This window comes from Streptosporangium sp. NPDC003464, from assembly GCF_053588315.1.
Window position 1 is genome coordinate 1 of sequence record NZ_JBSFPS010000262.1, and the last position, 13,839, is coordinate 13,839.

General features: G+C 72.9%; 13 protein-coding genes. 5 read left to right on the forward strand and 8 right to left on the reverse strand.

Going from position 1 to position 13,839, the window contains the following annotated elements:
• Positions 1 to 151 precede the first annotated feature (151 nt).
• The 4 genes from ACWDS7_RS38890 to ACWDS7_RS38905 all read right to left on the reverse strand — a co-directional run bounded on the left by ACWDS7_RS38890 (position 152) and on the right by ACWDS7_RS38905 (position 4,144).
• Complete coding sequence (locus ACWDS7_RS38890; RefSeq protein WP_451933334.1) at positions 152 to 715, reverse strand: PepSY domain-containing protein; 564 nt, start codon at positions 713 to 715, stop codon at positions 152 to 154.
• A 166-nt stretch (positions 716 to 881) separates the two neighbouring features.
• Positions 882 to 1,718, reverse strand: a complete 837-nt coding sequence (locus ACWDS7_RS38895) for a carbohydrate ABC transporter permease (RefSeq protein ID WP_451933335.1) — start codon at positions 1,716 to 1,718, stop codon at positions 882 to 884.
• Entirely contained in the window at positions 1,715 to 2,659 is a 945-nt protein-coding gene (locus ACWDS7_RS38900) for a carbohydrate ABC transporter permease (protein ID WP_451933336.1), read from the reverse strand. Before ACWDS7_RS38900 ends, ACWDS7_RS38895 begins: the two co-directional genes overlap by 4 nt.
• 162 nt (positions 2,660 to 2,821) lie before the next feature.
• The gene (locus ACWDS7_RS38905; RefSeq protein ID WP_451933337.1) at positions 2,822 to 4,144 is read right to left on the reverse strand and encodes an ABC transporter substrate-binding protein; all 1,323 of its coding nucleotides are present in this window, start codon (positions 4,142 to 4,144) and stop codon (positions 2,822 to 2,824) included.
• Between the two features lie 550 nt (positions 4,145 to 4,694).
• Here ACWDS7_RS38905 and ACWDS7_RS38910 point away from each other — a divergent pair.
• Positions 4,695 to 5,723: a zinc-dependent alcohol dehydrogenase family protein gene (locus tag ACWDS7_RS38910; protein WP_451933338.1), complete on the forward strand. Its 1,029-nt coding sequence runs from the start codon at positions 4,695 to 4,697 to the stop codon at positions 5,721 to 5,723.
• 67 nt (positions 5,724 to 5,790) lie between these two features.
• On the opposite strand, the gene ACWDS7_RS38915 is transcribed toward ACWDS7_RS38910, so the two are convergent.
• Both ACWDS7_RS38915 and ACWDS7_RS38920 read right to left on the reverse strand, forming a co-directional pair.
• On the reverse strand, positions 5,791 to 5,994 hold the full coding sequence (locus ACWDS7_RS38915; protein ID WP_306874153.1) for a DUF1918 domain-containing protein: 204 nt from the start codon (positions 5,992 to 5,994) through the stop codon (positions 5,791 to 5,793).
• Between the two features lie 133 nt (positions 5,995 to 6,127).
• On the reverse strand, positions 6,128 to 6,706 hold the full coding sequence (locus ACWDS7_RS38920) for an Rv1733c family protein (protein WP_306874156.1): 579 nt from the start codon (positions 6,704 to 6,706) through the stop codon (positions 6,128 to 6,130).
• 344 nt (positions 6,707 to 7,050) lie between these two features.
• Here ACWDS7_RS38920 and ACWDS7_RS38925 point away from each other — a divergent pair, with 344 nt between their 5' ends.
• The gene (locus ACWDS7_RS38925) at positions 7,051 to 7,599 is read left to right on the forward strand and encodes a universal stress protein (RefSeq protein WP_451933339.1); all 549 of its coding nucleotides are present in this window, start codon (positions 7,051 to 7,053) and stop codon (positions 7,597 to 7,599) included.
• Positions 7,600 to 7,673: 74 nt separating this feature from the next.
• Here ACWDS7_RS38925 and ACWDS7_RS38930 read toward each other — a convergent pair whose 3' ends face one another.
• On the reverse strand, positions 7,674 to 9,635 hold the full coding sequence (locus ACWDS7_RS38930; protein ID WP_451933340.1) for a right-handed parallel beta-helix repeat-containing protein: 1,962 nt from the start codon (positions 9,633 to 9,635) through the stop codon (positions 7,674 to 7,676).
• Positions 9,636 to 10,013: 378 nt separating this feature from the next.
• Here ACWDS7_RS38930 and ACWDS7_RS38935 point away from each other — a divergent pair, with 378 nt between their 5' ends.
• The 3 genes from ACWDS7_RS38935 (at position 10,014) to ACWDS7_RS38945 (ending at position 12,841) form a co-directional block, all read left to right on the forward strand.
• A complete protein-coding gene (locus ACWDS7_RS38935; RefSeq protein ID WP_451933341.1) occupies positions 10,014 to 10,973 on the forward strand; it encodes a DUF5996 family protein in 960 nt (319 codons plus the stop codon).
• A 190-nt stretch (positions 10,974 to 11,163) separates the two neighbouring features.
• Positions 11,164 to 12,003, forward strand: coding sequence for an SMI1/KNR4 family protein (locus ACWDS7_RS38940; RefSeq protein WP_451933342.1), 840 nt, complete (start codon positions 11,164 to 11,166; stop codon positions 12,001 to 12,003).
• Between the two features lie 145 nt (positions 12,004 to 12,148).
• The gene (locus ACWDS7_RS38945; RefSeq protein ID WP_451933343.1) at positions 12,149 to 12,841 is read left to right on the forward strand and encodes a formylglycine-generating enzyme family protein; all 693 of its coding nucleotides are present in this window, start codon (positions 12,149 to 12,151) and stop codon (positions 12,839 to 12,841) included.
• Positions 12,842 to 12,988: 147 nt separating this feature from the next.
• On the opposite strand, the gene ACWDS7_RS38950 is transcribed toward ACWDS7_RS38945, so the two are convergent.
• A partial coding sequence (locus ACWDS7_RS38950) for a helix-turn-helix transcriptional regulator (protein WP_451933344.1) occupies positions 12,989 to 13,839 on the reverse strand: 851 nt, incomplete at its 5' end.

The window sequence follows — 13,839 nt, forward strand, 5'->3', positions numbered from 1 at the left end:
GCCCGGCGCGGCGGTTGCCGGAAGAGGTCCGCCGTGCCGGGCAGGCCGGCCGGCGGCGGCCGAGGCGGTGACCGGGCACCGAGGGCCGGCGTTCACGCCGGCCCGCTCGACGGCAGGCGGGTCCGCGGCGTCGGACGCGCGCCCGGCTCCTCTAGCCGTTCTTGGTCACGGTGCCGTTCTTGGCGTCGATCTTGACCTCGTGCCAGGTGCCGTCCGGGGTGACGACATCGACATCCCAGACGAGGAGGTTGTCTTCGTACCTGTCCAGGCTCATGTGGACGATCTTTCCTTGCGGCATCGAGGAGGCCACCTTCTCCGCCGCCGCCCCGAAGGTGAGCTCGGAGTCCTTGACCATGCCCATGACCCTGGCCTTCTCCTTGTCGCCGGTGTCCTTCACCCTGGATCCCGAGACCACCTTTCCTGACGCGTCCACTTCCAGCAGCCGCTCCGTGCCGTCGGGGCCGGCCAGTTGGACCTCCCAGATCCGGCCGCCGTTCTCCGCCTGGACCGACAGGACCGTGGAGCCCTTGACGGCGTCCGTGGCCGCGGTGGCCACCTTCTCCAGGCTCGCCGTGCCGTCGGGCTCCCCGCTGGGGTCGCCCGGCGCCCCCGACGGTGACACCGGAGCGGCGACGGCACCGCCCGCGGGCGCCGCCCTGACGGCACCGGACTGGGTGTGGGCGCTCCCGCAGGCCGCGGCCGCGAGCAGGGCCAAGCCCGGGAAGATGGCACTGATGATGGCCTTTGTCCGTTTTCCATCATTCATACGGTGGCACTGCCCGGAGCCCTACAAAGGCACGCCCGGAAGTCGGGCAATTCGCTCCACGACCGTCCCGGGAGACCGCGCGGCGGCGCCCCCGGCCGGGGGGCGGGCCCGCCGCCTACAGCTTGACGCTCCCGGCCGCCAGGTCGGCCTTCCAGAAGCGCTGCAGCGCGACGAAGGCCAGGATCACCGGGATGACCGAGATGAGGGAGCCCATCACCACGGCGTCCCGGAGGAAACCGGTCCGGATGCCGTTCCACTTCGCCAGCCCCAGGGTGATCGGCCAGAGCGACTGGTCGTTGAGCACCATCATCGGGAGGAAGAAGTTGTTCCAGATCGCGACGGCCTGGAACAGGAACAGGGTGACCAGCGCCGGGGCCATCAGGCGTACCGCCACGGTGAAGAAGATCCGCAGCTCACCGGCGCCATCGATGCGGCCCGCCTCCAGCAGGTCGTCGGGGACGGCCGCCTGGGCGTAGGCCCTGGCCAGGAAGACGCCGAACGGGCTCACCATGCACGGCAGCAGCATCCCCCACATGGAGTTGAGCAGCCCCACCTCGCTGAGCAGGAGGTAGAGGGGCAGGGTGAGCAGCGGCGTCGGGATGAGGACCGCGCCCATGATGACCGCGAACACCGCCCCGCGCCCCCTGAAGGGATACTTCGCCAGCCCGTATCCGGCCATGGCGGCCAGCAGGGTGGCGCCCAGGGCCCCGCCCCCGGCGTAGATCAGGGTGTTGAGCAGCCACCGGGGATACAGCCCGTTGTCCTGCGACATCAGCCGGTCGAGGTTGCCGCCGATGTCGACGCTCCCGAACCAGAGCGCGGGCGTGTCGAACAGGTCGGCGCCCGACTTGGTGGCCGACACGACGAGCCACCACAGGGGCAGCAGGACGTAGGCCGCCACCACGCACAGGACGGCCGTGGTGAGGACCTGCGAGCGGACGGTGGCCCTCATCGGCGCACTCCTCGGGTGGTCAGCCAGGTGGACAGGCGCAGGAACGCCGCCGACAGCCCGCCGGCGACGATCGCGAGCACGATGGCGATGGCCGAGCCCTGCCCGTAGTCGTTGTTGTCCAGGGCGACCTGCACCGACCACATCAGCGGGGTGTAGCTCTTGGAGACGGCGGTGGTGACCCCGCTCAGCACGGTCGGCTCGTTGAACAGCTGGAGCGTCCCGATGATCGAGAAGACGCCGGTCAGGATCAGCGAGGGCCGTACCAGCGGGATCTTGACCGACCAGGCGATCCGCCACGCGCCGGCCCCGTCCAGGGACGCCGCCTCGTACAGGTCGCGCGGGATGGCCTGGAGCGCGGCGTAGACGACGAGCATGTTGAAGCCCGTCCAGGTCCACGTGACGATGTTGCCGATCGACCACAGGACGACGCCGTCGGCGAGGAAGTCGATCCCGAGGAAGGCCAGGGGTGAGATCTCCTTGGTGTACAGGAACGACCAGACGATGGCCGCGATGACCCCGGGGACGGCGTAGGGCAGGAAATACACCAGCCGGAAGAACCGTGCGAACCGGGCGGACTGGCTGTCCAGCAGGAGTGCCAGCACCAGGGCCACGCCGAGCATGACCGGCACCTGTATGACACCGAACGCCAGCAGCCGGCCGAGACCGTCCACGAACGTGTCGTCCCGGAAGACCGCCAGGTAGTTCCCGATCCCGGAGAAGACCCGCTCGGGCGTGCCGAACCCGAGCCCCGACCGCTTGACCCGGTAGAGGCTCTCGTCGATCGCGTAGCCGATCGGCAGGAGGAAAAAAACCGCGAAGAGCGCGCCGAAGGGGAGCAGGAAGATCAGCGCCGCCTGGTTGCGCCCGCGCGTGCCGCGCCGCCGCGGCCGCACCCCGGCCACGGCCTGTCCCGGGGGAGCCTCCGGCTCGGAGACTGTCATGAGGTGATCGCCTTTCCTGACATCTGTGCCACGCGGAGGCCAGGCGGGGCCCGTCGGCCGCCGCGTGGCCGCGTGTGTTTCCGGCCGGCCCCGGGATTCCGGCGACCGGCTTGGCCCCGCGGTCCCGGCGACCGGCCCGGCCCCGGGATCACGCGGACCGGCCTAGCCCTGGGAGACGTTCAGCCCCTTGTCCTTGATCGAGGCCACGGCTTTCTCCTGGACGGTCCTGAGCGCCTCCTGCAGGGTGCCGCCGCCGGAGACGGCCCGCCCGACCGCGGCGACGAAGGCGTCGTTCAGCGCCGGCGTGGTCGGGCCCCAGCCGAAGTCCGGGGCCACGGTCCCGGCGGAGTCGGCGAAGGTCCGGAAGACCGGCTGGTCACCGTAGAAAGGCCGCCCGGCCTGCATGCTCGGCGACGCCCCTCCCGCGACGCCGGCCGGGAAGAGGCCGCCGTCGGCCATCAGGCCGTCGACCGCGGCCGCGTCGGTGGACAACCACCCGGCGAACTCCACGGCCTCCCGCGGGGCCGCGCACCCCTTCAGCACGGCGTTCGGGGAGCCGCCGACGTTGCCGGTGACGGTACGGCCCGCCTCCCACTGGGGCATGGGCGCGACCGCCCACTTTCCCTTCGTCTTGGGGATCGAGTCCTCCAGCACCTTGGTCATCCAGACCGCCGACACCAGCGAGGCGATCTTCCCGTCGCTGAAGTCCTTGAACCAGGCGTCCGACCAGCCGGGCTTGACGTCCAGGAGCTTCCTGTCCAGCAGGCCCTGCCAGTAGCCGGCGACCTTGAGCGTCGGCGCGTCGACCACGTTCACCTTCCAGGAGTCCCCCTCCGTGGCGAACCACCGGGCACCGGCCTGCCAGGCGAACCCGCTGAAGCCGTACATGTCGTCGGGGTTGAAGGAGGTGAGGAAGACGTCCGGGTCCGCCTTGTGGATCTTCTCGGCCGCCGCCGCGAACTCGTCCCAGGTCTTCGGCACCTCGATCCCGAACTTGTCGAACAGGTCCTTGCGGTAGAACATCCCCATCGGGCCGGTGTCGACGGGGATGCCGAACTGACGGCCGCCGAAGGTCACCGTGTTGACCGCCCACGGCTGGATCTTGGAGTTGACGTCCTTCGCGAGGTCGGTGATGTCCTCCAGCGCCCCCTCGATGAGGAAACTGGCCATCGTCTCGGCGCCGACCTGCGCCAGACACGGCGCGTTGCCCGCTTTGACGGCGCCGAGCATCTTCTGGTAGCCGCCCTTGGCGCCCGGCTCGACCTGGGTGTACTTCACCTGGACGTCCGGGTGGGAGGCGTTCCAGGCGGCGGCGGCCCTGTCGTATCCGGGGGCCCAGCCCCACCACTCGATCGTGACCGGTCCCGCCGAGGAGGCGGACGCGGCCGCGGGCCGCGGTGTCCCGTCGCCGCCACCACAGGCCGCCGCGGCGAGAGTGGTGATCAGTGCGGTCGCCGCCCCGGCGACCGCTCGTGCGTTACGCATGACGTGGATATCCTTCCGCGCACCCTTTTCCGTGGCGGCAACCCTCCGCCGTCGGCACCCCTCCCCTCCATGGACAAACGGCGCCGGATTCTTGCACTTTGCGATCCGCGGCCCCGCGCGCTCCCGGACAGACGACCCCGCGCTCCCGATCCGCGGCCCCGCGCGCTCCCGGACAGGCGGCCCCGCGGGGCGCTGACCGGCCGCCGCGGGAGTGCCGGTCAAACGTCCAAGTGCCGCGTCCCTTTGTCCATTACCGGGCCGTGAGCCCGCTGCTCATGCTGGAGCCGACCGCTCCGCCACGAGGCGAGGGGCGGTCCGGCGGAGGCCGGAGACGAGGGAGCCGGTCCTGAAGGCCGGAGGCCCGGTCCTCAGGGACTTCCGGCCGTCGCCCGGGTAACCTTCCCCGTAATGGGAGGCGCAGGTATGAGAGATCCGGCGTGACTTCGATGACCGAACGCGTGACAGCCACCGACGACGTGCCCGGCGGCCGTGGGCCGCGGGCCGGGATCCCTCCCGTCGGGATCACCCACCGCCGCGCCCGGTGCGCCGGGTGACCGGCAGGGCCGGCGGGACCGGCGGGATGGACGCCTGGGTGGTCGCCCGCCCGGGACCGATCGCCTCGCGCCCGCTGGAGCGGACCCGGCTCCCGATCCCCTCGCCGGGGCCCGGTGAGGTGCTCGTCGAGGTCGAGGCGTGCGCCGTCTGCCGCACCGACCTCCACCTCGCCGAGGGCGACCTGCTCCCCCGGCGTCCCAGGACCGTGCCGGGCCACGAGGTCGTCGGCCGGGTCGCCGCGAGCGGCCCGGACGCGACACGGCTCGCGCCCGGCACCCGGGTGGGCGTGGCCTGGCTCCGCTCGACCTGCGGGCTCTGCCGCTACTGCCGCCGGGGCGTGGAGAACCTCTGCCCCGCCTCCACCTACACCGGCTGGGACGCCGACGGCGGCTACGCCGGATATCTCACCGCCCCCGAGGACTACGTCTACCCGCTCCCGGAGGACGCTCCGGCCGAGAAGCTGGCGCCGCTGCTGTGCGCCGGGATCATCGGCTACCGCGCCCTGCTCCGCTGCGATCTGCCCCCCGGCGGCCGGCTGGGCGTCTACGGCTTCGGCGCCTCGGCTCACCTGACCGCCCAGCTCGCCGTCGCCCAGGGCGCGAGCGTGCACGTCCTCACCCGGTCGGCCGGGGCCCGCGAGCTGGCCATGACGCTGGGCGCGGCCTCCGCCGGCGGCGCGGCCGACGCCCCGCCCGAGCCGCTGGACTCCGCGATCCTGTTCGCCCCGGCCGGCGAGCTGGTGCCCGTCGCACTGGCCGCCCTGGACCGGGGCGGCACCCTCGCGGTGGCGGGCATCCACCTCAGCGACATCCCCGTGCTGAACTACCGGCGCCACCTGTTCCAGGAGCGGACGCTGCGCAGCGTCACCGCCAACACCCGCGCCGACGGCCGGGGATATCTGGATCTCGCCACGACCCGTCCCCCGCGGGTCACCACCGTCCCCTATCCCTTCGACGCGGCGGACCAGGCGCTGGAGGACCTGGCCACCGGCCGCGTCGAAGGCGCCGCCGTACTCCTCAGATAGCCTCAGGCGGCTCCGGGCGGCCCATGGCGCGCCGGCCGCGGGACCGGGGCCGGGCACCGGGCGCCGGTCACCCGGCCGGCATGTGCCTCTCGGTCATCACGTGCGCGTCAGGGCCGGGGAACACGAGGCTCTCGTGGTCGGCGTCCATCCACCGCACCACGTAGGGCGGGGAACCGTCCGGGTGGCGCAGTTCCACGATCACACCGATCCGCCGGGTCTCACCGTGCCGGGTGCCCTCGACGACCAGCTTGTCACCTATCGCTGCCTTCATAGCACTCTCCTTTCATTCACGCGGCCGTCATCGCCGCCCGAGGGGGGAGAATCCGCCGCTTGCGGCCTGCCGACCGGAGGGGCCCCCGGCCGGGCGGCCCGGCCGGGGGCCCTCCCCTGCCGGGGCCGCGCGGTCAGGTCTGCCGTGGCCGGCGCCACCGCTGGTCGGCGAGGACCCACGCCCTCTCCCACTCGGCGTCGCGGTGCCGGTTCAGCAGCCCCCGGGCACCGGCGAGGCAGAGCAGCAGGACCGCCCCGCCCCCTCCCGCCACCGCGATCGCGGCGACCGCGCTGTCGGTGATCGTCTTCACGTGTCGCTGCGGGGGCGCCGTGATCCGGCCGCTCCCGTCGAGCCAGATCTGGGTGTGGGAGCCGGCCGGTGTGCTCGGCGAGAGCACCACCTGGCCCGTCCGCGTGCCGCCCTGCGGGGTGGTCCACCGCACCGTCCGGGTCCGCCATCCCGCGCCGTGCGCCGCGTCCACGACCTCCGCGGCGACGGTCTGCCGGTGGCCGGGGCCGGTGAGCTCGGCCCGCAGGCCGCTCGCGTAGACCTGCCGCCCGAACGCGGCCGCGGGCCACAGGAAGGCAACGAAGATCATCAAGCTCACCAGCACGATCACCGTGTCGATCCGGTCCGAGCGCCTGCGCAACGGGTTGCCGTCGAAGCGGTGAAGATTCAGGCAGCGCATCGCCCAACGGGCAAGGGAACGCATCGGGCCACCTCCTGCCGCCGATATGCACATCTTCACGGTCCGGCCCGCGCGCCCGGTGCTGCCAGGGTCTTTGGACGTGGCCACCCGGGACCTTCGGCCTCATCGCTCGCCGGCCGGTACCTTGGGTCCTTCTCAGGGAGTCCTTCCCCGGCTTTCCTCCCCCACACCGTGTGGCGGGGACCTGCCCGCCGTCATGGTCACCCGCGAGCGAAATGCCCCTCCTGCTGTGCTCTGTACGGCTTGCGCGTATTACGCGCTATGCGGAGCCGTACCCGGATAGGGACCAAAGACCGGCCAGAGAAGGGCCGTGCGCCTCTGGAAACGGCCCGTTCGACGTCGCAAGAGTGGCTACGCACGCCACCCACCCCAGGAACGGAGACCTGACCGAGATGCCCCTCCCCGCATCACGCCATGTCGTCGTCGCCCTTGACGGCTCACCGGGCTCCATCGCCGCACTCCGCCGCGGGGCGGCGGAGGCGGGCGCGACGGGCGCGCGGCTGGTGGTCGTCCATGTCCTTCCGGACGGGCCGCTCGGACCGGGCGGGACAGAGGGGGCCGGCGGGCCGGACGGCCCCGGCGACCGGGACCGCCTCCGAGCGGGCGAGGTGGACGCGCTCATCGCCGCGACCGTACCGGACGGGGCCGCCGCGGCGGCCCGCACGATCATCGCCCACGGCGACCCCGCCCATGTGATCATCCAGCACGCCCGGCAGGCGGAGCTGCTGATCATCGGCGCCAGGCCCGGCGGGACGCCCCTGGACGGCTCGACACTCGACCCCGTCCTGCGGGAGGGCCCGTGCCCGATCCTGATCTGTTCCTCCCCGGACACGGCGGGACGCCTGTCGTGGACCGTCCGGCTGCCGGCGCGGCCGCGCGACCCGGCGTCCCGCTGATCCCGCGGGTCCAGGCCCTCCCCCGGCACGGCGGCGGGCCCGTCCCGGACCAGGTGGTCACCCCGTGCGGGCGGTCAGGGACGGGCGGCGACCCCGTAGTTACGCTCCCAGCGCCCGCCGGAGGGGGCGGTGTCGAAACAGACGGCGGCCGCGGCGTTGCCCGCCAGATCGTTGTCCTGCACCGCGCCCGACACACAATTGCCGCTGCCGGTGATCCACAGACCATGGGTCTGCGTCTTGGGGTCCTGGTTGTCCCAGACGCGGTTGCCGCGGACCATCGGGCTGAGGGTCGGCGCGTTCAGGGTGAGGCCGGCGCGGACGGCAGGACGGTCGGGCAGGCTGTACGGGGTACCCGCCGCGGGCGGCTCCCCCTCCCAGGCCGTCACCACGCCGGGGTGGAAAGGGGCGAGGAACAGCTCGGTGGCGGTGTTGGCGGTGACGATCGCCCTGCGCCCGCCGGCGGTGAGCGTCTTGCCGCGGTGACCTCCGGGGAGCCAGGCGGCGGCGGTGTCGGTCAGGGACGTGGCGGTGTAGGTGACGCCGTCGCCCTCGCCGGAGGCCGCGGGGGCCGTCTGCTCGCCGTTGTCGCGGATCCGGTTGTCGAGCAGGGCGGCGTCGACGAGGGTGCCGTCGACACGGACGCCGTCGAGGGCGTTGCCCCAGATGTCGTTGCCGTCGAGGACCATCTCGGTGGAGGCGTGCGCGGGGCCGCCGGGCATGTTGTGCTGGCGGTAGCCGTAGCGGCCGTTGCGGCTGACCCGGTTGCCCTGGACGCTGTAACGGCCGGGCGTGTTGCCGATGCTGATGCCGTCGAGGACGTTGCCGTCGACGACGCAGCCGGTGACGATGCCGCCCCGGCCGGCGACGGAGGTCGTGCCCAGGCCCGAGACGTCGTAGCCCGCCTCGTGGTTGCCGATCATGGTGCAGGCGGCGACGATGAGCCCGTCGGCGCCCCAGTCGGAGATGCCGTACCGGTTGCCCTCCGCGTGGCAGTTGGTGATGCGGATGCCGCGGGGCGGGGTCCAATCCCGGTCCTGGAGTTCCAGGAATACGCCGTTGGTCCCGTTGCCGACGGCGGTGCAGCCGGTGATGGTGAGGCGCTCGACGGTGCCCCAGCCGCCGATCCCGATGCCCAGGCCGGCCCCGCCCATCTGCGTGCCGCTGTCCAGCCGCCCGCAGCCGACGGCGACGACCCTCTCCACCACCGTGTCCTGCAGGAAGTCGCAGCCGAAGCCCGAGGCGGCGGTGTGGTGGATGTAGAGGTCGTGGAAATGGCCCCGGAGCACGTACTGCAGGCCCAGCCCCTTGGCGAGCACGTCGTACTCCCCGAGCTCGACACCGGAGCCGTCGATCTCGAAGCCGGCGAAGGTGCAGTCGGCGATGTGGTTGTCGCGGCCGGCACCGTGCTGGATGGCGGTGAAGAAGGCCAGCGGTGTCGGATCGGTGGGATCGCCGGGGTTCGACAGCACGAACCGGGTCGCGGCCGGACCCGCGCCGACGAGCGACACCCCGCTCCTCCACACGGTGCCCGCGTCCCGGATCGAATACACGCCGGACGGGCAGTAGATGACGCGCGCCCGGCCGTCGGCGGCGCAGCCGTCCCCGGCCCGGCGGACCAGCTCCGCCAGGGCCGGCTGGTCGTTGGTGACGCCGTCGCCGGCCAGGCCGTGCTCGCGGGCGTCGTAGACGAGGGGTTCCGCCGGGACGGCGGCCGCAGGCAGGCTGACGACCGGCTCGGCGGCGGGCAGCGCCAGGGAGTAGGTGCGGCCGGGGGCGTCGGGCCACCGCTCGGTGACGCGGTAGACCCAGTGGGAGGGGGTCACGCCCGCGGCGTCGGTGGCCAGCAGTTCGAGCCTGAAGCGGCCGTCCTCGTCGAGCTGGGCCTCCGTCCCGCCGAGGACGATGAGGCCGTGCTCGGCGCTGGTGAGGGTGGCGGGCTCGGGCTCGATGAGCACGCTGCCGCGGCGGGGCTCGCCGTCGGGGTTCAGATACTGTCCGGTCACGACGACGGTCTGCAGGTCTCCGGGCAGATGCATCCCGGGCTCCTCTCGGCGAAACTGGGCCCGCCGGTGCGGCGCGAGGGGCGAGGGGCCAGGACCGCGGAGGCGGGCGTCACATCGGCCGCGTCGGTACGGGCGGGTGACGGTCTCCGGCGCACCCGCCCCAGGACCGACCGGTCCCGACGGCCGGTCAGGGGTTGGATTCCCCTCTCCCGGCGAAGTAAGCGCAGATCAGCAGGGCTCCCCACGGCCGGCCACCCCCCTGCGGTACGGTCCGCCCGGGACCTCCACAGCGAATGATCACTTTAAGCCATGATATGACTACTTTTAGTGGAAATGCTCGGGGAGCTGCGGCCCCGGCTCCCCGGGGGCGCCGGTCAGGGGCCGCGGCGCCGGACGAGGGGAGGGGCAGCGATGGAGTGGTTTCCCGCCATGCCGCTGGAGGAGTGGGCCGACACGAAGGAGACCGTGCACCGGTTCACGCAGATCGTCGGCAAAGTACGGCTGGCCACGAGCGTCCGCCGCAACCACTGGTGGAACGTCCCCTTCCACCTGACCGGGCGGGGCATCACCACACGCCCGTCAGGCGGCTTCGACGACGTGCCGGTCTTCACCGTCGACTTCGACTTCGTCGCCCACCGGCTGATCGTCAACCGGCTGGACGGGCACAGCGTGTCGTTCGGCCTGACGGGCCAGTCGGTCTCCTCCTTCCACCGGACCTTCTTCGCCGCGCTGAAGGACCTGGGCATCGAGGTGACGATCGAGGCCGAGCCGTTCGGGCTCGCCGACAGCACGCCGTTCGCCCAGGACACCAAGCACGCGGCCTACGACCCGGTACTGGTCAACCGGTACTGGCAGGTCCTGTCGCAGGTCAACCTGGTGCTGGAACGCTTCGCGGCGAGGTTCTGCGGCAAGATCAGTCCGGTGCACCACTTCTGGCACACCTTCGACATCGCCGTGACCCGTTTCTCGGGCCGCTCGGTCGGCGCGCAGCCCCAGGCCGATCCCGTCACCAGGGAGGCCTACTCCCGGGAGGTCATCAGCAGCGGATTCTGGTTCGGCGACGACGCGATGCCCTGGCCGGCCTTCTACTCCTACACCGCGCCCGAACCGGCGGGTCTCGCCGAGGAGCCGCTCCGCCCCGAGGAGGCGGCCTGGCTGCCGCAGCGGGGCAGCCACCTGGCCGTCCTGCGCTACGACGACGCGCGCGCCCACGACGATCCCGTCGCCACCGTGCTGGACTTCCTCGACTGCGCCTACCAGGCGGGCGCCCGGCGGGCCCGCTGGGACAGGGCCCTGCTCGTCAGCCTGCCCGGGACCACCGACCCGCTCGTCGAGCAGGAGGCCCCGCAGCGGCCGCCGGAGCAGCCCTAGCCGTGCCGCCCCGGGCCCGTCCCGAGCCGTCGATCCTCCGGCGGCACGGGGCTTCCCGGGAATGGCCCTCCCCCACCTGCGGACTCTTCCGCGGGCCCGCCACGCCACCGTGTGGCGGCCGCGGCCTTCACCCGGCCCGGCGGGACCGGGACGGACCTCCGGCCGCGCCGGCTCGTTACACTCGCGGGCCATGACAGTGATTGACGGACTGATCCGCCTCGTGCCGCCGCCCACGGAACCGGTCGACGCGCGAGGCGACTGGAGTGAGGTCGAGGCCGCCCTCGGGCTTGGGCTGCCCACCGACTTCAAGGCGCTCGTCGAGCGGTACGGGCGCGGCCAGTTCGTCGACCTCATCACGCCGCTGACCCCGTTCGGCGCCCACGAGCTGCTGATCCAGCACGCTCGGCGGCTGCTGGACAGGGAGCGGTCCTTCCGCGAGCAGTATCCCGACGAGTGCCCCTATCCGTTCCATCCGGAGCCCGGCGGGCTGCTGGAGTGGGCCGGCACCGACAACGGTGACTCGCTCTGCTGGCTGACCGAGGGAGAACCGGACAGCTGGCGCGTCGTGGTCTGGAATCCGCGCAGCGTCGCCTACGCCGCGTATGACGTCGGCGCCGTGGAGTTCCTGCACGGCTGGCTGAGCGGGCGGATCACCGCGCCGATACTGCCCGACGGGGTCGAGGCGTCGCCGTGGTTCGAGCCGTTCCGCGAGCGCGAACACGTCTACATCAAGCTGTCCGAGGGCGAGTCGCCCTATCACGAGCGGCTGCGGATCCTGCGCGAGGCGCTCGCGCCCACGGCCGACCGGGGCGGCTACAGCGACGAGGACGGCGACCGGCAGGACCACTTCGCCGCCACGGAGCTCGGCTGGCTGCTGACCTACGAGACGGCCTACGGCCACCAGATCCGGGCCGCCTTCCCGCCCGAAGACGGAGAGCGGGCCCGTGTCACGCTGCTCGACGCGGCCCGCCGCATGGGTTGCCAGGTGCTGTCGACGACGACACACCTCGGCGAACCCGTCTGGACCTGAAGCCTGTCGACGATCATCGGCGGTCGCGAGGCGGCCCCTCCTCCGGTGCGCAGGTATGGCGCGTGCCCTGGACGCCGAGCCGCCCCGGCCGCAGGTGTGCCCGCATGTCACCGCCACATATCGATCATGTAGGCTCGGGCCCGCGATGAGACCTGAATCGACGCTGCGCCGGTCGCCCGCCGAGCCCATGATCGAGATCCCTGCCGGGGAGATCGTCCTACGGGACGAGGGCACGGAGACGGACTGGAAGGTCGAGGTCGGGGCCTTCCTGCTGGCGCCCTGCCCCGTGACCCGCGAGCTGTACGACGCCGTCCGGGGCGAGAGGTCCGCGAGCCCGGCGGGGCCGCGGACCCCGGTCACCGAGGTCTCCTGGAAGGAGGCCGTCCGCTTCTGCAATCTGCTCTCGCGGGCGGCGGGGCTCGAACCCTGCTACGCGATGGGCGACGACCCCGACGGGCGAGACGTGGTCCACGACGGGGAGGCCGACGGCTATCGCCTCCCGACCGAGGCGGAGTGGGAGTACGCGTGCAGGGCGGGGACCTCCGGCGTCCGCTACGGAGAGCTGGACGAGATCGCCTGGTACCGCGACAACTCCGGCGGCGAGGTGCACGACGTCGCGGCCAAGGCGCCGAACGCGTGGGGCCTCTACGACATGATCGGCAACGTGTGGGAGTGGTGCTGGGACGTCTACGACCCCACGGTCTACGGCCCCTACCGCGTGTTCCGCGGCGGGGGCTGGTCCGATCGGCCCCGAGGATGCCGGGCGTCGTGCCGCCGCAAGAGCCATCCGACCTTCCGCGTCGACGACCTCGGCTTCCGGCTCGCCCGATCACGGTGAGCGCCGCACCCCGTCGCCGGTCCGCCCCGTTCCCGGCGGGGGCCGGCTGACCCGCCGCCGAGCCGGGCCTGCCGGTGCCACCGGCGCGGCGCCCGGACCGGCCCCTGCCGTCGACCGGCGGCCTGGTAACGGTCCACGGCTGGAGCGCTAGGAGACCGCGCCCGCCGCGCGTGACGCCCGGCCTCCCAGGGCGCGCAGGCATTCGGCGAGCTCCGGCGGTCCGTGAACCTCGAACTCGCAGCCGAGCATGGCCAGCCGGAACGCCAGCCACTCCAGCGTGTCGGTGTGGCTGTGCAGCCGGCAGCTGTGCTCGTCGATCGGCTCCAGGTCGCCGGGAGCGCTGCCGAGACGCCTCGCGACCTCCTCGACCGGCGCGTACAGGGTCGCCACCGCCCGGTAGGTGGGGGCCAGGCTGCGGAGTTTGCGGCTGACGTAGGCGGCCGCGTCGTCGGCGGGCAGCTCGCGCGGGGTGATCCGCGCGCCGGTCGGCCTCGGCTGCCGGATCCGGTCGACGCGGAAGATCCGCCAGTCGTCGCGGTCGTTGTCGTAGGCGACCAGGTACCAGCGGCGTCCGGCCGCCACGAGGCGGTGCGGCTCCGCCAGGCGGTTGGTCTCGGTCCCGTCGCCCGCGCGGTAGCCGAAGCGCAGCCGCTCGCGGTTGGCGATCGCCGCGGCCAGCACGGTCAGGTCCTCGGGGGCGACGGTCGGGCCGCCGCTGACCGGCAGTTGGACGGTGGCGGTGTTCAGGGCGCCGACCCGGTGCCTCAGCCGGGAGGGCAGCACCTGTTCGAGCTTGGCGAGGGCCCGCACGGAGGCCTCCTCGATGCCCTCCACGGGGTGTCCGGCCGCCGTGCGCAGACCGACCGCGATGGCCACGGCCTCCTCGTCGTCGAGCAGCAGCGGCGGCATGGCCGCGCCCGCGACCAGGCGGTAGCCGCCCACCGCGCCCATCGTCGCCTGCACCGGGTAGCCCAGCTCGCGCAGCCGGTCGATGTCGC

What these genes read in the sequence shown, in the direction of transcription:
- ACWDS7_RS38930 (WP_451933340.1), bottom strand. Translation starts at nt 9,635, where the DNA reads ATGCATCTGCCCGGAGACCTGCAGACCGTCGTCGTGACCGGACAGTAT.
- ACWDS7_RS38935 (WP_451933341.1), top strand. Translation starts at nt 10,014, where the DNA reads ATGGAGTGGTTTCCCGCCATGCCGCTGGAGGAGTGGGCCGACACGAAG.
- ACWDS7_RS38945 (WP_451933343.1), top strand. Translation starts at nt 12,149, where the DNA reads ATGAGACCTGAATCGACGCTGCGCCGGTCGCCCGCCGAGCCCATGATC.
- ACWDS7_RS38905 (WP_451933337.1), bottom strand. Translation starts at nt 4,144, where the DNA reads ATGCGTAACGCACGAGCGGTCGCCGGGGCGGCGACCGCACTGATCACC.
- ACWDS7_RS38900 (WP_451933336.1), bottom strand. Translation starts at nt 2,659, where the DNA reads ATGACAGTCTCCGAGCCGGAGGCTCCCCCGGGACAGGCCGTGGCCGGG.
- ACWDS7_RS38940 (WP_451933342.1), top strand. Translation starts at nt 11,164, where the DNA reads ATGACAGTGATTGACGGACTGATCCGCCTCGTGCCGCCGCCCACGGAA.
- ACWDS7_RS38920 (WP_306874156.1), bottom strand. Translation starts at nt 6,706, where the DNA reads ATGCGTTCCCTTGCCCGTTGGGCGATGCGCTGCCTGAATCTTCACCGC.
- ACWDS7_RS38915 (WP_306874153.1), bottom strand. Translation starts at nt 5,994, where the DNA reads ATGAAGGCAGCGATAGGTGACAAGCTGGTCGTCGAGGGCACCCGGCAC.
- ACWDS7_RS38895 (WP_451933335.1), bottom strand. Translation starts at nt 1,718, where the DNA reads ATGAGGGCCACCGTCCGCTCGCAGGTCCTCACCACGGCCGTCCTGTGC.